The organism is Marinobacter sp. (assembly GCF_041595835.1).
In the GTDB taxonomy this organism is placed as follows: Bacteria; Pseudomonadota; Gammaproteobacteria; order Pseudomonadales; family Oleiphilaceae; genus Marinobacter.
This window is the reverse complement of the sequence record NZ_JBFHJO010000042.1, coordinates 1-23,133: the sequence shown is the minus strand read 5'-3', so window position 1 is coordinate 23,133 and position 23,133 is coordinate 1. Positions and strand designations below refer to the sequence as shown.

Below are 23,133 nucleotides of genomic sequence, written 5' to 3'. Positions count from 1 at the left end.
TCCTCGTTAGGGTAGAACAAGTAACCGGGCATGAATATCCGTGGTTTAACGGGGTTATGAATGCCGAATTCCGCTAATACGTTTCGGGTTTCAGGTCGCTGTGCCATCTGGCTCTGATGTAAAAGCAGATGTTGGGTTTTCAGGTCAAGCCGGTCTCTCGCATTGGGCCCATACCACCAGGTTGGTCTGTCCTCGGCCGTAACTCCCAGGTAGTATTTTATGGCTATTTCGTGGTGTTCCAGTTCGCCCGACTCTGGGTTTTTTACCACAAAGTCCAGCTCTCCGATGGTCTGGCCACTTTGTCGTATTTGTTGATTTTTCAGAATAACCTGCCAGCCCATCAATTCACTTAGCATAACTTCATAAAGTCGCTCGAAATAGTGGCCGAGACGCTTTTCCGCTGGTTCTGACAGACGTTCGGGGCTGGCATCTGGATTGTTGTCCCAGTGTGTCAGGATTGCCTGGTAGTTCTCGGGGAGAAATTGATCAGGATAAAAGCTGATAGGGGAGGCCAGTAACTGAGGAGCCTCACACATCCATGCAAGGTGGCGTATGGCGTGGGTTTTAAGGCTGTGCAGAAAGAGGGAATCTGAATTTGTGCTCATGGACTCAGGATACCCTAAATACAACGGATGTTGAGAGGTGCCAGGAAGCAGAGTCTCTGACGAAAATCTTTCGAAAGTGTAATCAAGTTCGGCTGCCCGCGTGTGATCCCGGCCTGCGCCTCCTGTTTTGTGGTTTGTTACATTTCTGAAGGTTGATTCGGGTTTGGTCGGTAATGTGTTGACGGGCCGATAACGAAGCCTGAACAAGCATCATCACTCAAGGAGAATACTGTCATGGAAGATTGGCAAGGATGCCTGGAACCCCAGTGCCAGCATGCATTGGTTGTGGCACGAAAGCATGTCGCCAGCCGGGGTGGCTCAGTAATTACTGCAGAAGACTTTCTGCTTGCACTGTTGGATATTGTTGGGCCTATAGCACCGTTCCTTAAGCGCGAAGGCGTAGATTTTGATGAGTTGGTTCGAACGATTCAGGGCGAGCAACCGATTATTACGGAAGTCCACGGAGACGGGGATTTGTCGTCCCAGTTGATCTATTGGATATCTGCAACCCGGGAGGTGACCGAAACCTCGTGGTTGAACTGGTCCCAGCTTTTGCGTGGTTTGGTGAACTGTGCTGAGCGTTTGCAAGATAAAGCCTACGTAGCCGTTCTGGAGGTGGTTGGCCACTGGCCCGATGAGCCAGACGAATGCACGCCTTCAATTGCCTCGGGGGAGCCGTTGGTTGTTCCGGTAACAGTAACCGCGCAAAGTTGGCTGGAGTTAGCAGAGGACGTGGTGGTTGCTCTTTCGTCTGACAGGAATGGGCTTATCTGGATTCAGGGTGAGCGTGGGAGTGGCAAATCCGCATGGCTTCGGTTGCTCCTTGAAACTCCGGGGCTGTATTGGGTTCAGATAGACCTCCGCCGAGAGGCTGAGGTTATGGCGTGTGATCACCCTGTTGTGCCACAGCGCAGTGGTCATCAGTCTCGGTGGCCAGTCCTTGTGCTGGATAATGTTTCACCCCCGGAGTTGTTAGAGTTGATGCTGCAGCCGAACGGTGTTGCAAGGGAGCTGGTTACCGGCTGGCAGGGGCCGATATTGATGCTGGCACCAAACGGTGGGTATGACCATGACGAAGAGCTCCGTGTGACACGTTTGTTGGGTCGGGAGCTAAGTGTTATGTGTATGCCTGATGCGTGCCCAATGCAGCGCCGTGCGATTCTCACGGCTCATCAGCCGTTGATTGAAAAGACTTTCAATATTGAGATTTCCCTTGCCGGCATAGACTACGCGGTTTCACGCCGGAGTCGTTGTGTGGTTTCGCCGGGAGGGATGCTGGAGTGGGTGCGCCGGGCGGCAGCTCGGTTGGAGTTGTTTGCTAACCGAGGCTCTTTGGAAGCCGCGGCTATAGCTGGCACGCAAGATGTTTTCCGGAGGCAGTCGATGGTGGCTATAGCCCGAAATGAAGACTGGAGTGAGTCAGAGCAGGGTATCAGAAATCTGGAAGTTGAGCGGGCTGCGGCGGAAGTGGTTTGGCATGAACGCCAACGCGCAGGCACCCTTCGGAAGTTGTCGGTTGAAGATCTTCGGCAGGAACTGGAACGATGGGTTGCAGCAAGGAGTGGGCCGGTTCACTATGTGCTGCATTGTGAGCAACAGCATGGAGATTCTTTGGGTGCAGGATCTGGAAATATATATTCGTGACCTTGAGCCGGGTGCCGTATCCCGGTGGATTGAGAGGCAGGTTGACGACGTTCAACTGGATGATGCCGATGTGGCTTCTGTTGCAAAGGGCTCTGCGGTCTTTAATGGCAGAAAATTGAGCATTACTTTGTATCCCGGGGCTTTTGGTAAGCGCTTTACGTCTGTCGTGATCGAAGGTGCTGAGTTGCCCTGGAACACTGACCTGGAGTGCGCCCGAAGTGCCTGGCGGATGATGGGAGGGGAGATTCGTTGCAGTTCCGGCGACTGGCAGGAAGGTGACTCTGTAGATGACGAAAAATGGTGGCGCCTGGACGACCGCGGTGAACAGCAGGTTGTGTGGAACTAATGCGAATCAGGAATGTAAAAAGGCAGCCGGTTCAGGCTGCCTTTTTAGTTTTCGCCGGCCTGCGATTACTCGCTCAGAATAGAGACGTTATCTGCTTGCAGGCCCTTGTCGGCATCAACGACGTTGAACCGAACCAGCTGACCTTGGCGTAGTACACGGCGGCCACGGCCACGAATGGCGCGGAAGTGGACGAAAATTTCATCGCCGCTCTCACGCACGATAAAACCGAAGCCTTTTTTGACATTGAACCATTTGACGGTGCCTTCTTCATCTCCTTCCGGAGTATTGTCGTCAAAGTCGTCTTCGTCGTCGTAATCGCTTTCCTGCTGGCTGGCACGAACCGGGCGGTTCTGAGCGCGAGTTGCCGGGGCTGACTGCTTACCTGCAACGAGAACGGCTACAAAACCCACGATGGCGAAAACAACAAACGCCATCAGATAGGCCATAATGCCGCCCTGGCTGCCCAGTGCTTCAAGAACTTCGCCCAGGGCGAGTAGCTTGAGAGGTTCCGGGGTGGCAGTCATTAACAGGCCCAGTACAAACGGTGCCGGAATTGCGATCAGGATAGCAACAAGGATCGCTTTGGCTGGATTACGCATTGGTTGATTATTCTCCATGATTTAACACTAACGATAAAAAGCCAGACATCGGGTAAAATGGCACGTCCGGCAGTGAACACCGCCACCGAAATCTATCTTCAGGATATTCGGTTATAGCGGTAAAAGGCGGCATGATACCAGATTAAGGAAAGGGCTGACCAAACCTCATGAGTAAAAACACTCTCGAAGACAGAATTGCGGAGCTGGAAATGCGACTTGCGTTCCAGGATGACGTGATTAACACCTTGAGTGATCAGGTGACAAAACAGGAAATGGACATTCGGGACCTGTGGGAGGCGAAGAGACTGATCCACCAGCAGCTTAAGGATGTGTCGCCTTCCAATATCCGCAAGGAAGAGGAAGAGATTCCGCCGCCGCATTATTGATTTTCGGAAACCAGAAGGTCAGGCATGCGCGGGTGGGGCACCAAACAGGCGGGGCAGATCCCCGCGCGCATGTCTGCCCCGTCGTTTCTTTAACTCAGAAGTTCTACCAGGATCTGTTCGTAAATTTCAGACAGTGTGTTGAGGTCCTCAGCTTTCACGCATTCGTCCACTTTGTGGATGGTGGCATTGATGGGCCCCAGTTCTACTACCTGCGCGCCGGTAGGCGCAATGAATCGGCCATCAGACGTGCCGCCTGAGGTAGAGAGTTCGGTTTCTCTTCCGGTTACGGTGCGGATAGCATCCTGGCTGGCGGCCACGAGAGCCCCCTTGTCCGTCAGGAACGGGCGGCCGCTGAGGTGCCATTGCAAATCGTAGTTAAACCCGTGGCGATCCAGAATGGCGACAACGCGCTCTTCCAGGCTTTCTGCCGTATTTTCGGTGCAGTAACGGAAGTTGAAGTGCACCAGGCATTCGCCAGGAATAATATTGCTGCCAACACCGGATTCAATGCGGGTGATCTGGAAGGTTGTAGGCGGGAAAAAGTCGTTACCGTTGTCCCAGAACTCCCTGGCCAGAGCATCGAGAGCCGGGGCTACCGTGTGTACGGGGTTTTCAGCGATATGCGGGTATGCAACATGGCCTTGAGTCCCGTGTACCGTCAGGTAGCCGTGCAGTGAGCCGCGACGACCATTCTTTATGACATCGCCTACTTCATGGGTGCTGGACGGTTCGCCGATCAGGCACCAGTCGATTTTCTCATTACGAGCTTCCAGAGTTTCCACGACCTTGACTGTGCCGTCATGTGCCGGGCCTTCCTCATCGCTGGTGATCAGTAGGGCAATGGAACCACGGTGGTTCGGATTCTTTTCTATAAAGCGTTCGCAGGCTGTTACAAAGGCTGCCAGGCTGCCTTTCATATCGGCGGCGCCACGACCATACAGGAAACCGTCTTTGATGACTGGGTCGAAGGGGGGGTGAGCCCAGTTTTTCTCCGGACCAGTTGGTACCACATCGGTGTGGCCGGCAAAGGCTAATAATGGGCCTTCTTTGCCTTTACGTGCCCAGAGGTTGTCTGTCTCGCCAAATCGAAGGTTTTCTCCGATGAAGCCCAGTGGTGCCAGGCGGGACATCATCAACGCCTGACAGCCTGCATCGTCCGGTGTTACGGACTGGCGGCGAATAAGGTCTTTGGCGAGTTCCAGAGTGGGGGATTGGGTCATAAGGTTGCTCGTACTCTGTTCCTGAGTATCCCCCCTCCCGTATGGGAGAGGGAAAGGAGGGGCACGCTTTTAGTTATTGGCGTGCAATTCTTCGTTCAGTTCGATCGCCGTTTTGTTGGTTTTGCATTCGACCGCGCCGGTTTGGCTGTTACGGCGGAACAGCAAATCGTTTTTACCCGCAAGATCGCGGGCTTTAATCACTTCTACCGGATCGTTGTTGTCATCCAGTAAGGCAACTTTGGTGCCCGACGTGATGTACAGACCTGCTTCTACCGTGCAACGGTCGCCCAGAGGTATGCCGATACCAGCGTTGGCGCCCAGTAAGCAGTTTTCGCCTACGGAGATTATGATATTGCCGCCGCCAGACAGAGTGCCCATGGTGGAGCAGCCGCCGCCAAGGTCTGACCCTTTGCCGATGATAACGCCTGCGGAGATGCGACCTTCGATCATGCTGGTCCCTTCGGTACCGGCGTTGAAGTTAATGAAACCTTCGTGCATGACGGTGGTTCCTTCGCCCACATAGGCGCCCAGGCGCACTCGGGAGGTGTCGGCAATACGCACGCCTTTAGGAACCACGTAATCGGTCATTTGCGGGAACTTGTCTACTGATTTAACTTCCAGGGTTCGCCCTTCAATGCGGGCTTGCAACTGGCGTGCAGGGAGTTCGTTCAGGTCGATTGCACCTTCGTTGGTCCAGGCCAGGTTTGGCAGCAGGCCGAAGATGCCATCCAGTTTCAGACTGTGGGGCTTGGCCAGACGGTGGGAAATCAGGTGCAGCTTGAGATACACCTCGGGGGTACTGGACGCGGTGTCATCATTGGCCAGCACGGTTACCACTACCGGACGTTTACTTTCAGACGCCTGCTCAGCTAATTTTGCCTGGTCTGTTTCGCCTAATTGGCGAAGTGAATTGGCGAACTGAGCCAGTTGCTCGGGGCTTGCTTCGATGGCTTGATTTCCGCCTTTGTAATTCAGCGCGCTCTCTACCACGTCGATCAGGTCTTTGCCTGGGGTCATGACAGGCTGCTGGTAAAAAACCTCCAGCCATTCGCCCTGGTTGTTCTGGGTGCCGATGCCAATGCCGAATGCAAAACTCATCTGGTGGTTTCTCCTGTTTGTTTATTTAGTGGGGCCACGCAGCCCATTCGTCCGCGTTAAAGCCTACAGAAATATTGTCGCCACGTTCTACAACGGGGCGTTTGATAATGGAGGTGTTCTCCAGTATGACTTGGTGGGCACTTTGGGCACACATGTTATCACGAACATCTTCGGGGAGTTTCCTCCAGGTGGTGCCTCGTTTATTAATGAGCGCTTCCCAGCCAAGGGACTTTTCCCACTCACTCAGTTTGTCACTCGAGAGCCCGTCTTTTTTGAAGTCGTGAAATTCGTAGTTGATACCATTCTCATCCAGCCACTTGCGGGCTTTTTTGACTGTGTCGCAATTTTTAATACCGTAAAGTTTCATGCCTTGAATCCTTTTACGAATGTAACGATTCGGTGGGCCGCTTCGACGCACTCTTCCAGTGGTGCCACCAAGGCCATGCGGACACGGTTTTCGCCGGGGTTGTAGCCGTCTACTGTACGAGAGAGGTATCTGCCGGGTAACACATGCACGTTCTGTCGGGCAGAGAGTTCCCGGGCGAATGTTTCGTCATCAAATGGTGTTTCCGGCCAGAGGTAGAAGCCTGCATCTGGAAAATCTACGTTCATTACCTCACGCAGAATCGGGACGACCGCCTCAAATTTTGCCCGGTAGGCCGCACGGTTTTCACGAACGTGGTCTTCATCATTCCATGCGGCAATGCTGGCTAGCTGGTTATGAACAGGCATGGCGCAGCCGTGGTAGGTTCGGTATTTCAGGTAGCTGGCGAGTATTTCTGCATCGCCTGCTACAAAGCCAGAGCGCAAGCCGGGCAGGTTGCTGCGTTTGGACAGACTGTGAAATACCACGCAACGCTTGAAGTCGTTGCGGCCAATGGCCGCACAGGTTTGGAGCAGGCCTTCGGGCGGGTTCGCTTCATCCGGGTAGAGCTCAGAATAACATTCATCCGAGGCGACGATGAAGTTGTGGCGGTCGGCCAGTTCAATAACCTTTGTCAGTGTTTCCCTGGTGATGACTGCGCCGCTGGGGTTGCCGGGTGAGCATAGAAAGAGGATCTGGCAGTTTGCCCATACCGACTCTGGAACATCATCGAAATTCGGCACGAAACCGTTGTCGGCACTGCACGGCAGGTAGACTGGGTTGGCTCCGGCAAGAAACGCGGCTCCTTCATAAACCTGGTAGAACGGATTCGGGCTGACCACGGTAGCCGGCTTGCCTGAATCCACAACTGCTTGTACGAGGGAAAATATGGCTTCGCGGGTGCCGTTCACGGGAACTACGTTATGGGCAGGATCCAGAGTGCCTTTGCAGAGCTGAAAGCGGCGACTAGCCCAAGCTGCAATGGCTTCACGCAGTTCGTTTGTGCCTTTCGTCGTGGGATAATTGGCGAGTTTGTCCAGGTTGTCGGTTATCACCTGCTTTACGAACTCAGGTGAGGGGTGCTTGGGCTCGCCGATACCCAGGGAAATGGGTGCCAAATGCTCGGGTACAGAAATGTTGGCTTTAAGCTTCGCCAGCTTTTCAAATGGGTAGGGGTGTAGTCTTTCCAGGTTGGGATTCATTGAATATTGTCCAGCATTTTGCAGAGGTGCTGTTGCAGGGCTTCGCATGCTTGCGGGTCGCTAAGAGGCTGGCCCTGTTCGTCAGTAATAAAAAAAACGTCTTCTACCCGCTCACCCAGTGTCGCGATCTTGGCGTTAGTCAGGCGGACCCGGTGATCCAGAAGCACTTGGCCAATTCGGGCCAGCAGGCCCGGCCGGTCGGGAGTGATGACTTCCACCAACGTTCTCTGGTTGATAGTGTCATTGGAGAAAGTCACTTCCGTGGGGAAGGCAAAGTGTTTGAGTTGTCTGGGCGTGCGCCTGTGAATGATGTCGGGGTAGTCTTCCGGGTCGTCCAGTTCTTCGATCAGGCGTTTACGTGTTCGTTCTTTGCGGGCAGGGTCGACACCCAACGGCTGGCCTTTCTCGTCAAGCACAATGTATGAACTGATGGAATACGGGCCTTCGCTGGAGTTGATGCGTGCGTCTACGATGTTCAGGTTTAGCTGTTCCAGTACAGCGGTGGTGGCTGCGAACAGGGCTACCCGGTCTCTCATGTAGATGATGATCTGGGAGTAGCCATCGGTTGGTCCGCCTCGGGTGTCACGAATCAAAACCAGGGGGTCTGGGTTGTCACCGTGCCGGATGATGGCAGCGGTCTGCCAGGCAATATCGACCGTAGAATCCTGTAGAAAGTACTCGTCATCAACCGTGTCCCAAATGCGGTCAATCTGCTCGTTGGTCATGTTCTGAGCATTCAGAATTTCCCGGGCCTCTTCTCTGGTTGCGCGAATCCAGGCTTGGCGATCGACAGGTGTGTCGATGCCCCGGCGAAGCGCCCCTTTGGCTTCAATATAGAGCTGGCGCAGCAGCGATGCTCGCCAGGTGTTCCAGAGTTTGGGGTTGGTGGCGCTGATGTCGCACACGGTCAAAATGTACAGGTAGTCCAGGTGTGCCTGGCTCGGCATAGAGCGAGCGAAGGCCTGGATAATGTCAGGGTCTGATATGTCTTTGCGTTGGGCTGTCATCGACATCAGCAAGTGGTTTTCGATCAGCCATGCAACTAACTGGGTGTCCCGTTCACTCAAGTGATGCCGTTCGCAGAAAGCTTCGGCATCAATAGCTCCGAGCTCTGAATGGTCACCGCCGCGGCCTTTGGCCACATCGTGATACAGGCCGGCAATGAACAGTGTGTCCATTTTGGGCAGGCGGTGAATCAAACGTGACGCCAGGGGGTACTCTGTACGGGCTTCCATGCCGGTCAGCTTAACCATGTTGTGGATGACTCGCATGGTGTGGGCATCGACCGTGTAAATATGGAAAAGGTCGTGTTGCATCTGGCCGATGATCTCGCCGAATTCCGGTAAATACCGGCCCAGAACGTTGTACTTTTTCATGGCCGAAAGCGTTCGATCCACAGCGTGCGGTGTGCGCAGCAGTTCCATAAACAGGCTGGTAACGGCCAGATCATTCCGGAAGGCATCATCTATAAGGTGCCGGTGTGCGCGCAGCGACCGAATGGTGGTCGCCCGGATGCCCTTTATCTCAGGGTGCTGAGCGATCAGAACGAATATTTCCATGATCGCGTAGGGCGCATAGGCGAATACCTGATTGTTGATGGCTTCTATGTAAAAGTTGCGCATCTGGAAGCGGTTATTCAGGGGGCGGATTTCGTCTTCCAGACCACTGCCAATAATCGCTTCGTCGTAATATTGGAGAATAACATCTGTCAATTCAGCGAGGGCCAGAACGGTGCGGTAGTACGATTGCATCATCAGCTCAACGCCAAGGCGTTTGCCTTCGTCTTTGTAGCCGAGCATTGCTGCAAGCACACGCTGATGATCGAATAGCAGCCGGTTTTCGTTCCGGTCGGCAATTAACTGTAAACCGTAGCGAAGCCGCCACAGGAATGTTTCGCCTTCGTGTAATATCCGGTGCTCCTCTTCAGTGATGATGCTGAAGCGGGCTAAGTCTGCCGTGTTCTGAAGGCGAAAGTGGCGTTTGGTTATCCAGCCGATGGTCTGTATGTCACGCAACGCACCGGGTGACCCTTTTACGTTGGGCTCCAGGTTGTATTCTGTGTCGCCGTATTTTTTGTGGCGGTTTTGTTGTTCTTCCCATTTTGCGACAAAGTAATCTTTGTCGGATTTTACATCATCCGAATAAACCTGATCGGTTAACTCTTGTCTTAAGCTGTCGGGCCCCGCAATGGTTCGGGTTTCCAGAAGATTAGTCAGGATCGTGATGTCTTCCATGGCTGCGGCAATGGATTCATCCATGCTGCGTACGCTGTGGCCAATATCCAGCTTCAGGTCCCAGAGCAGGGTGATGAAAGCTTCCAGGTCTTCTTGCCAGGCGTTCTCTGTTCCGCTACGGGTAAGGATGAGAAGATCGACATCTGAATGAGGGTGAAGCTCCCCTCGGCCGTAGCCACCAACAGCAATGAGGGCGATGTCAGACGATTTTGAAAAAGGGTAGCGGTTCCAGATTAACTGCAGGACAGTATCTACTGTCAGGGCTCTGGAATGAACCAGGGCTCTGACATCTGCGCCTTGGCGAAAGGCTTCCGCATCAGCGTTGTAGCTGCGCTGCAGTAACTCCCTTGCGGCGATAACCGGTGATGGGTCATTGCTGATGCGGTTTTTCAGTTCGTTGAGCTCCACTTAGAACGACTCTTCCGATCGCTTGGTCAACACTTCATGGCCGTCTGCCGTTACCAGAATAGTGTGTTCCCATTGGGCTGACAGCTTGTGATCTTTGGTAACGGCAGTCCAGCCATCTGCCAGCAGCTTTGTGTGATATTTGCCCTGGTTCAGCATGGGCTCGATGGTGAACGTCATGCCTTCTTTGAGTTCAAGGCCGGTGCCTGGCCTGCCATAGTGCATGACCTGGGGTTCTTCATGGAATACGGCGCCAATGCCGTGCCCGCAATAATCACGAACAATTGAGTAGCGGTGTTTTTCTGCATGTTGTTGGATGACATGGCCAATGTCGCCAAGACGGGCTCCGGGTTTGACCAGCTCAATGCCCTTGTACAGGCATTCCTGAGTGATTTGAACCAAGCGTTCTGTGCCGGGTTTTGGCTTGCCGACAACCCACATCTTGCTGGTGTCACCGTGATAACCATCTTTGATGACGGTTACATCGATATTGATGATGTCGCCGTCCTTGAGAACTTTTTTGTCTGAAGGGATGCCGTGGCATACAACGTGGTTGACCGAAGTGCAGATAGACTTCGGGAACCCTTTATAATTCAGTGGAGCGGGGATGGCTTGCTGCTCGTTAACGATATAGTCGTGGCAGAGGCGGTCAAGTTCCTCGGTGGTAACGCCAGGCTTGATATGCTCGTCAATCATCTCGAGAACTTCTGCGGCCAACCGGCCAGCTACGCGCATTTTTTCAATTTCTTCGGGGGTCTTTATAGATACCTGCATCTGACTTCCTGTTTATGAGCATTAGTCCCGCATTTTAAGGGGCCGGGGCATCAGGCACAAGGAAGGTATTTGGTAAAAGTAATGGCTTTGCGGCGGGGCTTTATGGTATAAACGCGCCCGCCGAAACGAAACCCGGCAAATTCACACACGTGTCAGCACGTTGTCCCAGGGTGCCGGCTCCTGCGAAAAGGAAGCTGGTTGGGGCAATTGGACGCGTGGAGGACTAACCCGAAGCTAAAAGGTAAATATCATGGCTCAGGTAAATATGCGTGACCTGCTCAAAGCAGGTGCTCACTTTGGACACCAAACCCGTTACTGGAACCCGAAGATGGGTAAGTACATCTTTGGTGCTCGCAATAAGATTCATATCATTAACCTTGAACAGACTGTTCCTGCGATGAATCAAGCGCTGGATTTCATTCAGCAGCTGACTGAAAGCAAGAACAAGATCCTGTTTGTTGGTACCAAGCGTGCTGCGGCAAAGATCATCAAGGAAGAAGCTCAGCGCTCAGGCCAGCCGTACGTTAACCATCGCTGGCTTGGTGGTATGCTGACCAACTATAAAACCATCCGTCAGTCTATTCGTCGTTACCGTGAGCTGGAAGCCCAGAGCAAAGATGGTACTTTTGACAAGCTGACCAAAAAAGAAGCTCTTGAGCGTACCCGTGAGATGGATAAGCTCGAGCGTTCTATCGGTGGTATCAAGGATATGGGCGGCTTGCCAGATGCGCTGTTCGTTATCGATGTAGATCACGAGCGTATCGCTATCAAAGAAGCTAATAAGCTGGGCATTCCTGTTATCGGTGTGGTTGATACCAACAGTAACCCTGATGGTGTTGATTACGTGATTCCGGGTAACGACGATGCTATCCGTGCTATCCAGATCTACGTTAAGGCTGTTGCCGACACCTGCATGGAGTCTTCCCAGGCTGCCGGTGGTGCTGACGAGTTTGTTGAAGTCAGCGAAGAAGCTCAAGGCGCTGCTCCAGCTGCCGAGTAATACTTGAACGGCACGTTTAAGTTGTAAGGCATGCCCTCTGTTTATCCGGGCATGCCTCCCCATCGATTCCGCATACGATTAAGAGGACTGAACATGGCTGCAATTACCGCTGCAATGGTCAAAGAGCTGCGTGAGCGCACTGGTCTTGGCATGATGGAGTGCAAAAAAGCACTGGTAGAAGCTGACGGTAGTGTTGATGCTGCTATCGAAGAGCTGCGTAAATCTTCCGGTTTGAAGGCTGCCAAGAAAGCAGGCCGCACCGCTGCTGAAGGTGTGTCTCTGGTTAAAGTGTCTGACGACAAGACCGTTGCTTTTATTCTGGAAGTAAACTCTGAAACGGACTTCGTTGCTCGCGACGATAACTTCATGAACTTCGCTAACGATGTTCTGAATGTTGCTTTTGAAAAAGACGAAACTGACGTTGCCAAGTTGATGGAAGGCGATCTGGAAGCCAAGCGTGAAGCGCTGGTTCAGAAGATCGGCGAAAACATCACTGTGCGTCGCCTGGTTAAAGTGGAAGGTCCGGTTGTTGGTGGATACGTACACAGTAACAGCAAGATTGCTGCTGTTGTAGCTTTGAGCGCTGGCACTGAAGAGCTGGCTCGTGATATCGCTATGCACGTTGCTGCTGTTAATCCGCGTGTAGGTAAACCGGAAGAAATGCCAGCTGAAGAGCTGGAAAAAGAGCAGGATATTATTCGCGCTCAGCCTGATATGGAAGGTAAGCCAGCTGAAATCGTCGAGAAGATGATGGGCGGCCGTATCAAGAAGTTCCTGGCTGAAAACAGCCTGGTTGAGCAGCCTTTCGTTAAGAGCCCAGACCAGAAAGTGGGCGATCTGATCAAGGCGGCCGGTGGCGAACTGGTTGGCTTCGTGCGCCTGGAAGTGGGCGAAGGCATTGAAAAAGAAGAAGTGGACTTTGCTGCTGAAGTGGCTGCTGCCGCTGGCGCAGGCAAAGCCTGATCTTGCTTCTCAGTGCTGCTGCTGAAAGCAGTAGTGCTACCTGAGTCTGCCACGTTAGCCGGGTTTACCCGGCTTTCGTGGCGGGCTTGTATCTGAGATACCCCTTTTTTTTACGTTATGATACGAGGGATATGTCAGATACAAGCCTGCAACGGGTTTGACACCGGATAGCCAACAGACGAAAAGGGGATCACCATGCCGACATCTTCAAATACCCAGCCCAGATACAAGCGTGTTCTGCTGAAGCTCAGTGGCGAAGCCCTGATGGGGGAATACGGTTTTGGTATTGATCCTAAAGTACTTGACCGCATGGCTCTGGAGATCGGAGCGCTGATTGGTATCGGCGTTCAGGTTGGGTTGGTGATCGGCGGGGGCAACCTGTTCCGCGGAGCTGCGTTGAGTGCCGCTGGCCTCGATCGGGTAACCGGTGATCACATGGGGATGCTGGCCACTGTGATGAATGGGCTGGCCATGCGCGACGCGCTGGAACGTTCTAATATCCGTACCAGGGTTATGTCTGCCATTCCTATGAGTGGTATTGTTGAGCATTATGACCGTCGCCGAGCGGTTCGTGATCTCAAAGAAGGCGATGTGGTTATCTTCAGTGCTGGCACTGGCAATCCCTTTTTTACGACTGACTCCGCTGCATGTCTCCGTGGTATTGAAATTCAGGCCGATGCCGTACTTAAGGCGACGAAAGTCGATGGCGTTTATAATGCAGACCCCCACCTTGATCCCAGTGCAGTAAAATACGATTACCTGACCTACGATGAGGTTCTGGATAAAAAACTCGGCGTGATGGATCTGACGGCTATCTGTTTGGCTCGTGACCACGGCATGCCGTTGCGGGTTTTCAATATGAATCAGCCCGGCGTTCTCACCCGGATTGTGACCGGTGAGAAAGAAGGCACACTGATTGAGTAACGAATTGAGGATTTTAATGTGATTAACGATATTAAAGCTGATGCCAGCAAGAAAATGCAGAAGAGCCTGGAAGCTCTCGGTTCTGCATTTAACAAGATCCGTACTGGCCGTGCGCACCCTGCGATTCTCGATAGCGTCATGGTGAACTATTACGGCCAGGAGACGCCGCTCAAGCAGGTGGCAAGTGTTAACGTTGAAGATAATCGGACGCTTCTGGTTGTTCCGTGGGAAAAAAACATTATCGGAGCCATTGAGAAGGCGATCATGATGTCAGATCTGGGCCTGAATCCGTCCAGCAATGGCGACGCAATTCGGGTGCCCATGCCCATGCTGACTGAAGACACTCGTAAGGAAATGGTTAAGCAGGCTCGTGCGGATGCTGAACAGGCCCGGGTGTCTGTGCGCAATGCTCGTCGTGATGCCAACAGTATGCTCAAAGATTTGCTGAAGGATAAGGAAATTAACGAGGATGATTCGCGTCGTGGTGAGGATGATGTCCAGAAACTGACCGATAAGTTCATCGCAGAAATCGAGAAAATGCTTAAGGCGAAGGAAGAGGACCTGATGGCGGTATAACCGCTTGGTCTATTCAGAGGAAGAGTTAGTGGTGGTTGGATGTGCCACTGCACAGAGGGTTTCATGACGGGACAAGTAACCGCAGAAATTCCGGTGGAGGCAAGTAGCCGCCCCCGGCACGTAGCCATTATCATGGATGGTAATAACCGGTGGGCTAAATCCCGCCGGTTGAAAGGGGTGGCTGGCCATAAGGCCGGGGTGGATGCGGTTAAGGCCGTTGTTGAAACCTGTGCGAAACAGGGCGTAGAGGTGCTCACTCTGTTTGCGTTTTCAAGTGAAAACTGGCGCCGCCCAAAGGACGAAGTAACGGCCCTGATGCGGCTGTTTCTGATTGCCCTTGAACGGGAAGTTCGCAAACTTCATCGCAATAATATTCGTCTGCGGATTATAGGGGATCGCACTGCGTTTAATCCGGTGCTCCAGGAACATATGGAGAAGGCTGAGGCGCTCACTCGTGATAACACCGCTATGACGCTGGTAATTGCGGCCAATTATGGTGGGCACTGGGATATTACTCAGGCAACGCAGGCCGTTGCAGAAAAAGTTCGTGCTGGCGAATTGGCACCGTCTGACATCACCGATGATCTTATTCAGCAAAATCTCAGCATTGGTGATCTTCCCATGCCTGACTTGTTGATTCGGACAGCAGGTGAGCAGCGTATCAGTAACTTCTTGTTGTGGCACCTGGCCTACACCGAATTTTATTTCTCGGAAGTGTTCTGGCCTGATTTTAAGGTTGAGGAAATGTTGAAAGCATTAGATGCCTACAGCCATCGCAAGCGTCGCTTTGGGCAGACAGATGACCAGCTAGCCTTTCGCGCCATAAAACAATAACGACATAGCGACTATTATCGTGCTTAAAACTCGAATTATCACCGCTCTTATCATGGCCCCCATTGCCATCGGTGGCATTTTTTTTCTGCCGCCCTTTGAATTTGCTTTGTTCACCGGTGCAATGATTGCTTTGGGTGCCTGGGAGTGGGCAAACATGTCAGGGATAGAAGGGCAGCCCGGCCGTGTTTCATACGCTATTGGCGTAGCTGTTTTGATGGCGTTGATATCACAGCTCGATGTGCCTTCGGTCGCGGTGTTGTGGCTCGCATTTGCCTGGTGGTTGGTATGCTTCTGGCTGGTGAGTCGATACCCTGCAGGCTCTGAATCATGGGGGGCTGTGCCTGTCCGGGCGATTATGGGGCTGTTTGTGCTTTTACCAGCCTGGGTTGGTTTGAATCACCTGCGTACCGGAGCTGTTCAATTTGGTGAGGTCTCCGATAGTCTGCTGGTTATTCTCTACATTTTCCTGATGGTATGGGTGGCTGATATTGGTGCTTACTTTGCGGGCAAGGCGTTCGGCAAAGCCAAGCTTGCGCCAAAGGTAAGCCCCGGAAAATCCTGGGCGGGTGTCTGGGGTGGTTTTGTAGCTGTTGGTATATTGGCTCTGGTGGCCAGTTATCTGGCGGAGGCAAACACACAACAAACCATGCTGCTTCTGGTTGCCAGTTTGTTCACGGGTCTGGTATCTGTGCTGGGTGATCTGCTGGAAAGTATGCTCAAGCGCTTTCGTGGCATTAAAGACAGTAGCCAGTTGTTGCCGGGACACGGGGGGATTATGGATAGAATTGATAGCCTTACGGCGGCTATTCCGGTCTTCGCCTTGATTATTACGTTGCTTGGCTGGCTGAGCACTGCGGCCAGTGTGTCCGTATGACCCAGCGAAGCGTTACGGTTCTGGGGGCTACAGGCTCTATTGGTCTCAATACCCTGGATGTGATTCGCCGGCATCCTGATCGGTTTTCGGTCTATGCCTTAACCGCGGGTACTCGGGTTAAGGAGCTGGCGGGGCTTTGCCGTGAGTTCAGGCCGGCTATTGCTGTTATGGCGGATGGTGGCGCTGCCCGTGAACTTGCAGATCTGCTGGTAGATCTTCCGGAAATTCAGGTGTTAAGTGGGGAAGATGGCTTGTGCCAGGTTGCTGGAGCAAGCGAAGCTGACACGGTGATGGCTGCAATCGTTGGTGCTGCCGGGTTGGCACCGACCCTGGCGGCAGTGCGTGCGGGCAAGCGGGTTTTACTGGCCAATAAAGAAGCTCTGGTTATGTCGGGCAAGTTGTTTATGGATGCCGTAGCAGAGTCCGGGGCCGAGCTGTTGCCTATAGACTCTGAACACAATGCTATCTTTCAGTGCATGCCTGCCGATAAAGTGCGTAACCCTGTCGCGGCAGGTATTACTCGCATTTTGCTTACCGCTTCCGGAGGCCCTTTCCGTACGTTTTCTGCAGAATCGTTGCGTACGGTAACGCCGGCTCAGGCTTGCGCGCACCCTAACTGGTCCATGGGGCAGAAAATATCGGTCGACTCTGCCACTCTGATGAATAAGGGGCTGGAGTTAATTGAGGCTTGTTGGTTATTCAATACGACGCCAGAGCATGTTGAAGTTCATGTTCATCCGGAAAGTATCATCCACTCGATGGTGGAGTATGCTGATGGTTCTGTACTTGCCCAAATGGGTAGCCCGGATATGCGCACGCCTATAGCCAATGGTATTGCCTGGCCTGAGCGGATTGAAGCGGGGGTTTCACCCCTGGATTTGTTTGCAATCGGAAAGTTTCATTTTGAGCGCCCGGATTTGCAACGATTTCCTTGTTTGCGGTTAGCTGCAGAAGCTTTTGCCATAGGCGGTACTGCACCGGCTGTACTGAATGCTGCTAACGAGATCGCCGTGGCCGCATTTCTGGATGGCCGGCTGTGCTTTACCGATATCCCCGTTATTATTGAGCGAACGCTTGCAGCGACCGAGGTTCTGGAAGCCGATAGTTTCGAAACCATCTTTGCTAAAGACGCAGAAGCCCGTAAGCGGGCGCGTGAACAAGTCGGCCTGCTGGCTTCCTGATATATTCGTACGTTTCGTTATGCTGGGGCCAAGCCAAACACCGGAAAATTTATGCAGATAATTCAAAGCGCGCTGGCATTAGTGCTGACTCTCGGAATCCTGGTTACTCTGCACGAGTACGGGCACTTCTGGGTGGCTCGCCGTTTGGGGGTTAAAGTACTTCGGTTTTCGGTAGGTTTCGGGAAGCCGCTGTTTTCGTGGTATGACCGTCACGGCACCGAGTACGCCATTGCAGCTATTCCTCTGGGCGGCTATGTCAAGATGCTGGACGAGCGGGAAGGTCCTGTCCCCGATGAACTCAAAGGTCAGGCTTTTACCTCCAAACCACCATCCCATCGTATTGCTATTGCCGCCGCAGGACCGTTAGCCAATTTCATTTTTGCCATTTTTGCCTACTGGCTGATCAGCGTGGTTGGTGTGACGACCGTAGCTCCGATTGTGGGTGATGTTGCGGCAGGAAGCGTGGCCGAACGTGCAGGTTTGCAGGAGGGCATGGAGATTCACTCGGTTGACGGCCATCGGGTGACGTCTTGGCGTGATGTGAATATGCGCCTGTTGGAGCGCGCAGGTGAACAGGGTCAGGTATCTCTTGAAATTTCCAGGAATGGTGCCCGGGGAATTGTTTCCGGGCCACTTAATGGATGGGGGTTGAGTGACGATGCGCCGAACCCTTTGGCTGAGTTTGGTATAACTCCCTGGCGGCCTGAAGTGCCTGCCGTATTGGGTCAGGTCACGGACGGCGGGCGCGCTATGGCTGCGGGCTTGCAAGCCGGCGACAGGGTAGTGTCTGTCGGGCATGAGCCTGTAGACGATTGGTTTGCCTTGGTTGACCATATCAGGAATGCTCCAGAGCAACCCTTGATGCTTACGATAGAACGTGACGGCAGGCTTTTGGATGTGGGTGTAACACCTGCGTCCCGCACGCTGGATGACGGGTCGGTGATTGGCTTTGTTGGTGCGGGTGTTGAGGCCATTTCATGGCCGGATGAAGTCCTGCGCGAAGTTCAGTTTGGCCCCCTGGCTGCAATTCCAAATGCAGTGCATGAAACCTGGGCCGACACCCGGCTTACGCTGGTGGCTATGAAGAAAATGGTGACGGGGCTATTGTCACCGACTAACCTGAGCGGTCCTATTACCATCGCACGGGTTGCGGAGGCGAGTGTTAGTTCAGGGTTTGAAGATTTTATTCGTTTTCTGGCCTATCTAAGCGTGAGCCTTGGCGTACTGAATTTGCTGCCAGTACCTGTATTGGATGGTGGGCATATTGTTTATTACACCATCGAAGCGATTCGCCGAAAGCCCTTGTCTGAGAAGACTCAAGAGCTAGGGTTACGAATTGGTATGGCTTTGATCCTTACTTTAATGGTGTTTGCTCTTTACAACGACCTGATGCGGTTGTGAGAATTGCGGGCTCCTTACCGCACATTAACCAGGCGATATAACTGAATGAGACGTTCTCTTCTAGCTGTAGCTGTTGGCCTCGCGATTACCGCAACCGGTATGAAGCCAGCGTTGGCGGACGAATTCACGGTTGCGGATATCGAGGTAGAAGGCCTGCAGAGGGTTTCTGCCGGTTCGGTATTTTCCGCGTTCCCAGTCAATATGGGGGAGCGTATTGATGAAGCTCGCCTGGCTGCGGCGATCAAAGACCTGTTTCGCACAGGTTTGTTTACGGATATTGAAGTCAGTCGAGATGCCGGTGTCTTGATACTGTCTGTTCGTGAGCGGCCTTCAATTTCGTCGATTGAAATCGAAGGCAACAAAAATATTGAAACCGATATGTTGATGGATGCATTGGCAGGTGCGGGGCTGGAAGAGGGGCAGGTGTTTCGTCGGGCAACGCTTGAGCGCCTGGAACTTGAAATTCTCCGGTCCTATATCGCGCAAGGGCGCTATAACGCCAGAGTTAAAGCCTCAGCGGAAGAGTTGCCCAGAAACCGTGTGGCCATCCGGCTGGACATCAATGAAGGTTCAGTTGCCGCTATTCAACATATCAACATTGTCGGCAACGAGGATTTCAGTGACGAGACATTGACGGATCTCTTTGAGCTTCGCAGCAGCAGTTGGTGGAACTCTCTCACCAACAAAGATAAGTATGCCCGGGAAAGGCTCAGTGGCGATCTCGAAACCCTGCGTTCGTTTTATCTGGATCGCGGTTATCTGGACTTCAATGTGGAATCCAGCCAAGTATCGATTTCTCCGGACAAACAGCAGGTGTTCATTGCCATGTCCCTCAACGAGGGGCCTCAGTACACAATTTCTGATATTCAGCTACGTGGCAATCTGATCGTTGGAGAAGAAGAACTGCGTAAGTTCATTCCTGTGAAAGAGGGGGATGTGTTCTCCCGTGCACAGATGACGGCAATTTCCGAAGCGCTGTCGTTTCGCCTGGGGCGTGAAGGGTATGCCTTCGCCAGTGTAAATGCGGTTCCAGAGCCTGGTGACGATAACACCGCAGCGGTAACGTTCTTTATTGAGCCGGGTAAGCGAGCATATGTGCGTCGCGTGAACTTCAGCGGTAATGTATCTACCAAAGATGAAGTGTTGCGCCAGGAAATGACCCAGATGGAAGGCGGTGTTGCCTCATCTGACCGTATTGAATTTTCTAAAACTCGCCTGGAGCGGATGGGCTTTTTCCAGACCGTGGATGTTGAAACACTGCCAGTACCCGGTTCGGATGATCTGGTGGATGTAAATTACACGGTGCAAGAGCAGCCTACAGGTAGCTTGTCTGCGTCTGTAGGTTTCTCTCAGAACTCGGGCATAATTCTGGGCGCCTCGGTATCAGAGAATAACTTCTTTGGCAGTGGTAAGCGGGTGTCGTTCGGTGTGAACTTCAGCGATTCCGTCAAGAGTGCCAACGTTTCGTATATGGACCCATACTACACCGTGGACGGTGTAAGCCGTGGGTTTAGTTTGTTTGCCCGTGAAAGCGATTATGAGGAAGAGGATATTTCGTCCTACCTGCTGGATGAGTATGGTGCCCGTATGACCTTTGGCTATCCGACCGATGCCATTACACGCCTGAATTTCGGGGTGGGTGTCACTCAGTCGGATATCAAGAAAGGGATCTTCTCTGCGCAGGAAGTTGAGACGTTTATCCTTGATGAGGGGGACTCCTTTACCAATTACTTCCTGTTCGGTAGTTGGCGCCGCAGTACTCTCAACCGTGGCGTTCTTCCCTCCCAGGGATACAGTCATTCGTTGTCGGTAGATGTGGCGGTTCCTGGTAGTGACCTGACTTTTTATAAGGCCAGCCATAAAACAGACTTTTACTTCCCGCTGGTAGATTCCCATAGCTGGGTGCTCCGGGCCCGGACGGAAATTGGTTATGGTGATGGTTATGGCGATCGTACACAGATGCCGTTCTTCGAACACTTCTATTCCGGTGGCTACGGTTCAGTGCGGGGCTATCGTGCGAACTCCCTGGGGAATCGGGCTACTAATCAGCCGACTGATTATTCAGATCCGGATCCGTTCGGGGGTAACCTGCTGACGGAGGCCGGGCTTGAGCTGATTTTCCCAACGCCATTTGCAGGTGATTCGCGAAGTATGCGCACCTCATTTTTCCTCGATGCCGGCCAGGTGTTTGACTCTGAGCGAGACTTTGATCCGGAGTTGTCGGAAGTGCGTACGTCAGCCGGTGTGAGTTTTCAGTGGATAACGGCTGTTGGCCCGCTTGCATTCAGTTTGGCCAAACCGCTTAATGACAAGAGTGGCGATGACACTCAGGTGTTCCAGTTCTCTCTGGGACAAACCTTCTGATGCGTAATATAAGAATCAAAAGATGATACAAAGGAGAGTTTTGATGAATCGTATGTTAGCTGTAATTGGTGCCCTTTTGTTGGCGATTTCCTTCCAGGCTGCTGCCGAAACTCGCGTTGGAGTTGTAGATCTTCGTCAGGCTCTGTTCTCCTCCAACGATGCTCAGGCGTTCAGCGAACAGCTGCAAAAGGACTTTGCGGACGATGAAAATAAAGTCCGTGAAGCGCAGGAAGCTGCTCGTCAATTGAAAGACCGCCTTGAGAAAGACGGTGCCATGATGAATGAAAACGAGCGAACCAAACTGGCCACAGAGTTTCAGGGAAAAGTTCAGGAATTTAATGTTCTGAAGCAACGTCTTGATGCTACGGTTGCTCAGCGCAAACAGCAGTTCCTGGAAGGTGCACGTCCGGAAGTGGATGCGGCTGTGAAAGAGTTGTTGGACGAGCACGGTCTGGACTTGATTCTGCCTAGTGAAGCCGTGGTCTACGTTAAGCCTGAGATGAATCTGACTTCTCAGCTATTGGATAAACTGAACAAGTAAAAGATAAGGCCTCCCCCGGTCCCACGTTTTTGGAGATGATAATGGCACAGAAGTCCTACCGTCTGCAGGAAATTGCTGATGCGTTGGGGGCCAGGCTCCGGGGAAATCCGGATGTTCAGGTGTCTGGCATGGCGACGCTACAGGCAGCCGGTCCTGATCAGATCACCTTTCTGGCGAACCCTTCTTACGGTAAATACCTGAAAGAAACTCAGGCTGCTGCAGTGATTGTTTCGCCGGCTACGGCAGACCAGGCTCAGACCAATGTCCTGTTATTGGATAATCCCTACTTGGGGTATGCTCGCCTCAGCCATTGGTTTGATCCCGCACCGGTGGCATCTCCTGGAATTCACGCTACCGCGGTAATAGCTCCCAGCGCTACCATTTCTGCCTCTGCCAGCATTGGGCCTCATGTGGTTATTGAGGAGGGGGTTCGTATTGATGATCAGGTGGTTATTGGCGCGGGTTCCTGTATTGGTGCCCGTTCTTGTGTTGGTGAACAGTCAGTGCTAAGCCCTCGGGTAACCCTGGCTCACGATGTTGTGGTTGGTAAACGTTGCAGCATCCTGAGTGGTGCTGTCATCGGTGGGGCAGGCTTTGGTTTTGCTAACGAAAAAGGTGAATGGCACCGCATTGCTCAGTTGGGGGGTGTTGTTCTGGGTGATGATGTTGAAGTGGGTGCTAACACTACCATTGATCGAGGCGCTCTGGATGCCACGGTTATCGGTAACGGTGTGAAGCTCGATAATCTGATTCAGATTGGTCACAACGTCCAGATTGGGGACCATAGCGCCATGGCGGCAATGGTTGGCATTGCTGGAAGTTCCAGAATCGGAAAATACTGCGTGTTTGGTGGCGCCTCCGGAGTAGCCGGGCATCTTGAGATTACCGACCAGGTACACCTGACCGGTATGACCATGGTGACCAACGATATTTCGGTGCCAGGGGTGTACTCATCTGGACTGCCTGCGGACAAAAACCGGAAATGGCGAAAGAATGCGGTGCGTTTCAGGCAGTTGGATGCCTTGGCGCGGCGGATCAAAGAACTCGAAAAGAAATTAAAGGGCTGAGGCCGATCAACATGATGAAAATCGATGAAATTCTTGAGTACCTCCCACACCGATACCCGTTTTTGTTGGTGGACCGGGTAACCGAGGTCGAAAAGAGTGTATCGATCAAAGGCTACAAGAATGTTTCGTTCAACGAGCCGTTTTTCACCGGGCACTTTCCGGAAAACCCGATCATGCCTGGCGTATTGATTATCGAAGCTATGGCCCAGCTTTCCGGAATTCTTGGTTTTGTGACGGTGGAACGGAAACCGTCGGATGGCGTGATACAATATCTGGCTGGTTCCGATAAGGCACGTTTTAAGCGCCCTGTGCGCCCCGGAGATCGTTTAGAGTTAGAGTCTGAGCTTGTGTCTGCCAAGCGTGGTTTATGGAAATTCAATTGCCGGGCATTGGTCGATGGAGACGTTGTGTGTGTGGCAGAAATACTTACCGCTGAGAGAGAAGTTTGATGGCGACAAATGACTGGTCGGGTGTCCATCCTCAAGCGATTGTGGACCCATCAGCCAAACTGGCGGATAACGTGACAGTAGG

23 protein-coding genes and 1 pseudogene are annotated in these 23,133 nt (G+C 52.7%); 16 read left to right on the top strand and 8 right to left on the bottom strand.

What is annotated here, in order from left to right; all coding sequences use genetic code 11:
- A partial coding sequence (locus ABYA77_RS12165; protein ID WP_372966245.1) for a DUF1853 family protein occupies positions 1-605 on the bottom strand: 605 nt, incomplete at its 3' end.
- 234 nt (positions 606-839) lie between these two features.
- Here ABYA77_RS12165 and ABYA77_RS12160 point away from each other — a divergent pair.
- Entirely contained in the window at positions 840-2,249 is a 1,410-nt protein-coding gene (locus tag ABYA77_RS12160) for a hypothetical protein (protein ID WP_372966244.1), read from the top strand.
- Positions 2,221-2,595 carry a hypothetical protein gene (locus tag ABYA77_RS12155; RefSeq protein ID WP_372966243.1) on the top strand — a complete coding sequence of 125 codons (375 nt, stop codon included), beginning with the start codon at positions 2,221-2,223 and terminating at the stop codon, positions 2,593-2,595. Before ABYA77_RS12160 ends, ABYA77_RS12155 begins: the two co-directional genes overlap by 29 nt.
- Before the next feature lie 65 nt (positions 2,596-2,660).
- Here ABYA77_RS12155 and ABYA77_RS12150 read toward each other — a convergent pair whose 3' ends face one another.
- Positions 2,661-3,194, bottom strand: coding sequence for a cold-shock protein (locus tag ABYA77_RS12150; protein ID WP_372966242.1), 534 nt, complete (start codon positions 3,192-3,194; stop codon positions 2,661-2,663).
- Between the two features lie 167 nt (positions 3,195-3,361).
- On the opposite strand from ABYA77_RS12150, the gene ABYA77_RS12145 reads away from it, so the two are divergent.
- On the top strand, positions 3,362-3,580 hold the full coding sequence (locus tag ABYA77_RS12145; protein ID WP_372966241.1) for a SlyX family protein: 219 nt from the start codon (positions 3,362-3,364) through the stop codon (positions 3,578-3,580).
- A gap of 89 nt (positions 3,581-3,669) precedes the next feature.
- Here the strand turns inward: ABYA77_RS12145 and dapE are convergent, their stop codons facing one another.
- The 6 genes from dapE to map all read right to left on the bottom strand — a co-directional run bounded on the left by dapE (position 3,670) and on the right by map (position 10,877).
- On the bottom strand, positions 3,670-4,800 hold the full coding sequence (gene dapE / locus ABYA77_RS12140) for a succinyl-diaminopimelate desuccinylase (protein WP_372966240.1): 1,131 nt from the start codon (positions 4,798-4,800) through the stop codon (positions 3,670-3,672).
- A 69-nt stretch (positions 4,801-4,869) separates the two neighbouring features.
- Complete coding sequence (gene dapD / locus ABYA77_RS12135) at positions 4,870-5,898, bottom strand: 2,3,4,5-tetrahydropyridine-2,6-dicarboxylate N-succinyltransferase (RefSeq protein ID WP_372966239.1); 1,029 nt, start codon at positions 5,896-5,898, stop codon at positions 4,870-4,872.
- 25 nt (positions 5,899-5,923) lie between these two features.
- On the bottom strand, positions 5,924-6,265 hold the full coding sequence (locus tag ABYA77_RS12130) for an ArsC family reductase (protein ID WP_372966238.1): 342 nt from the start codon (positions 6,263-6,265) through the stop codon (positions 5,924-5,926).
- A complete protein-coding gene (dapC, locus tag ABYA77_RS12125) occupies positions 6,262-7,464 on the bottom strand; it encodes a succinyldiaminopimelate transaminase (protein WP_372966237.1) in 1,203 nt (400 codons plus the stop codon). Before dapC ends, ABYA77_RS12130 begins: the two co-directional genes overlap by 4 nt.
- Positions 7,461-10,106 (bottom strand): [protein-PII] uridylyltransferase, encoded by a 2,646-nt coding sequence (locus tag ABYA77_RS12120; protein ID WP_372966236.1) that lies wholly within the window; start codon positions 10,104-10,106, stop codon positions 7,461-7,463. Before ABYA77_RS12120 ends, dapC begins: the two co-directional genes overlap by 4 nt.
- Entirely contained in the window at positions 10,107-10,877 is a 771-nt protein-coding gene (gene map, locus ABYA77_RS12115; protein ID WP_372966235.1) for a type I methionyl aminopeptidase, read from the bottom strand. It abuts the gene before it with no gap.
- Between the two features lie 250 nt (positions 10,878-11,127).
- Here map and rpsB point away from each other — a divergent pair, with 250 nt between their 5' ends.
- The 13 genes and pseudogenes from rpsB to ABYA77_RS12050 all read left to right on the top strand — a co-directional run.
- A complete protein-coding gene (rpsB, locus tag ABYA77_RS12110; protein ID WP_372966234.1) occupies positions 11,128-11,877 on the top strand; it encodes a 30S ribosomal protein S2 in 750 nt (249 codons plus the stop codon).
- A gap of 93 nt (positions 11,878-11,970) precedes the next feature.
- Positions 11,971-12,840: a translation elongation factor Ts gene (tsf, locus tag ABYA77_RS12105; RefSeq protein WP_372966233.1), complete on the top strand. Its 870-nt coding sequence runs from the start codon at positions 11,971-11,973 to the stop codon at positions 12,838-12,840.
- A 195-nt stretch (positions 12,841-13,035) separates the two neighbouring features.
- The gene (pyrH, locus tag ABYA77_RS12100; protein ID WP_372966232.1) at positions 13,036-13,764 is read left to right on the top strand and encodes a UMP kinase; all 729 of its coding nucleotides are present in this window, start codon (positions 13,036-13,038) and stop codon (positions 13,762-13,764) included.
- Positions 13,765-13,782: 18 nt separating this feature from the next.
- The gene (gene frr, locus ABYA77_RS12095) at positions 13,783-14,340 is read left to right on the top strand and encodes a ribosome recycling factor (RefSeq protein WP_372966231.1); all 558 of its coding nucleotides are present in this window, start codon (positions 13,783-13,785) and stop codon (positions 14,338-14,340) included.
- 63 nt (positions 14,341-14,403) lie between these two features.
- Positions 14,404-15,174, top strand: coding sequence for a polyprenyl diphosphate synthase (uppS, locus tag ABYA77_RS12090; RefSeq protein WP_372966230.1), 771 nt, complete (start codon positions 14,404-14,406; stop codon positions 15,172-15,174).
- 19 nt (positions 15,175-15,193) lie between these two features.
- Positions 15,194-16,048: a phosphatidate cytidylyltransferase gene (locus ABYA77_RS12085; RefSeq protein ID WP_372966229.1), complete on the top strand. Its 855-nt coding sequence runs from the start codon at positions 15,194-15,196 to the stop codon at positions 16,046-16,048.
- Complete coding sequence (ispC, locus tag ABYA77_RS12080) at positions 16,045-17,229, top strand: 1-deoxy-D-xylulose-5-phosphate reductoisomerase (protein ID WP_372966228.1); 1,185 nt, start codon at positions 16,045-16,047, stop codon at positions 17,227-17,229. Before ABYA77_RS12085 ends, ispC begins: the two co-directional genes overlap by 4 nt.
- Before the next feature lie 51 nt (positions 17,230-17,280).
- The gene (gene rseP / locus ABYA77_RS12075; RefSeq protein ID WP_372966227.1) at positions 17,281-18,630 is read left to right on the top strand and encodes an RIP metalloprotease RseP; all 1,350 of its coding nucleotides are present in this window, start codon (positions 17,281-17,283) and stop codon (positions 18,628-18,630) included.
- A 45-nt stretch (positions 18,631-18,675) separates the two neighbouring features.
- Positions 18,676-20,994, top strand: coding sequence for an outer membrane protein assembly factor BamA (bamA, locus tag ABYA77_RS12070; protein ID WP_372966226.1), 2,319 nt, complete (start codon positions 18,676-18,678; stop codon positions 20,992-20,994).
- A 43-nt stretch (positions 20,995-21,037) separates the two neighbouring features.
- Positions 21,038-21,535, top strand: coding sequence for an OmpH family outer membrane protein (locus tag ABYA77_RS12065; RefSeq protein WP_372966225.1), 498 nt, complete (start codon positions 21,038-21,040; stop codon positions 21,533-21,535).
- Positions 21,536-21,576: 41 nt separating this feature from the next.
- Positions 21,577-22,602, top strand: coding sequence for a UDP-3-O-(3-hydroxymyristoyl)glucosamine N-acyltransferase (lpxD, locus tag ABYA77_RS12060; protein ID WP_372966224.1), 1,026 nt, complete (start codon positions 21,577-21,579; stop codon positions 22,600-22,602).
- Between the two features lie 11 nt (positions 22,603-22,613).
- Positions 22,614-23,051 (top strand): 3-hydroxyacyl-ACP dehydratase FabZ, encoded by a 438-nt coding sequence (gene fabZ / locus ABYA77_RS12055; RefSeq protein WP_372966223.1) that lies wholly within the window; start codon positions 22,614-22,616, stop codon positions 23,049-23,051.
- Positions 23,051-23,133: pseudogene (locus ABYA77_RS12050) on the top strand (acyl-[acyl-carrier-protein]--UDP-N-acetylglucosamine O-acyltransferase); the annotation flags it as partial. The gene fabZ and the pseudogene ABYA77_RS12050, both read left to right, overlap by 1 nt.

Excerpts from the sequence above, each read along its gene's own strand:
- ABYA77_RS12160 (WP_372966244.1), top strand. The coding sequence starts at position 840 with ATGGAAGATTGGCAAGGATGCCTGGAACCCCAGTGCCAGCATGCATTG.
- ABYA77_RS12150 (WP_372966242.1), bottom strand. The coding sequence starts at position 3,194 with ATGCGTAATCCAGCCAAAGCGATCCTTGTTGCTATCCTGATCGCAATT.
- ABYA77_RS12145 (WP_372966241.1), top strand. The coding sequence starts at position 3,362 with ATGAGTAAAAACACTCTCGAAGACAGAATTGCGGAGCTGGAAATGCGA.
- dapE (WP_372966240.1), bottom strand. The coding sequence starts at position 4,800 with ATGACCCAATCCCCCACTCTGGAACTCGCCAAAGACCTTATTCGCCGC.
- dapD (WP_372966239.1), bottom strand. The coding sequence starts at position 5,898 with ATGAGTTTTGCATTCGGCATTGGCATCGGCACCCAGAACAACCAGGGC.
- ABYA77_RS12130 (WP_372966238.1), bottom strand. The coding sequence starts at position 6,265 with ATGAAACTTTACGGTATTAAAAATTGCGACACAGTCAAAAAAGCCCGC.
- dapC (WP_372966237.1), bottom strand. The coding sequence starts at position 7,464 with ATGAATCCCAACCTGGAAAGACTACACCCCTACCCATTTGAAAAGCTG.
- map (WP_372966235.1), bottom strand. The coding sequence starts at position 10,877 with ATGCAGGTATCTATAAAGACCCCCGAAGAAATTGAAAAAATGCGCGTA.
- rpsB (WP_372966234.1), top strand. The coding sequence starts at position 11,128 with ATGGCTCAGGTAAATATGCGTGACCTGCTCAAAGCAGGTGCTCACTTT.
- tsf (WP_372966233.1), top strand. The coding sequence starts at position 11,971 with ATGGCTGCAATTACCGCTGCAATGGTCAAAGAGCTGCGTGAGCGCACT.
- pyrH (WP_372966232.1), top strand. The coding sequence starts at position 13,036 with ATGCCGACATCTTCAAATACCCAGCCCAGATACAAGCGTGTTCTGCTG.
- uppS (WP_372966230.1), top strand. The coding sequence starts at position 14,404 with ATGACGGGACAAGTAACCGCAGAAATTCCGGTGGAGGCAAGTAGCCGC.
- ispC (WP_372966228.1), top strand. The coding sequence starts at position 16,045 with ATGACCCAGCGAAGCGTTACGGTTCTGGGGGCTACAGGCTCTATTGGT.
- rseP (WP_372966227.1), top strand. The coding sequence starts at position 17,281 with ATGCAGATAATTCAAAGCGCGCTGGCATTAGTGCTGACTCTCGGAATC.
- bamA (WP_372966226.1), top strand. The coding sequence starts at position 18,676 with ATGAGACGTTCTCTTCTAGCTGTAGCTGTTGGCCTCGCGATTACCGCA.
- ABYA77_RS12065 (WP_372966225.1), top strand. The coding sequence starts at position 21,038 with ATGAATCGTATGTTAGCTGTAATTGGTGCCCTTTTGTTGGCGATTTCC.
- lpxD (WP_372966224.1), top strand. The coding sequence starts at position 21,577 with ATGGCACAGAAGTCCTACCGTCTGCAGGAAATTGCTGATGCGTTGGGG.
- fabZ (WP_372966223.1), top strand. The coding sequence starts at position 22,614 with ATGATGAAAATCGATGAAATTCTTGAGTACCTCCCACACCGATACCCG.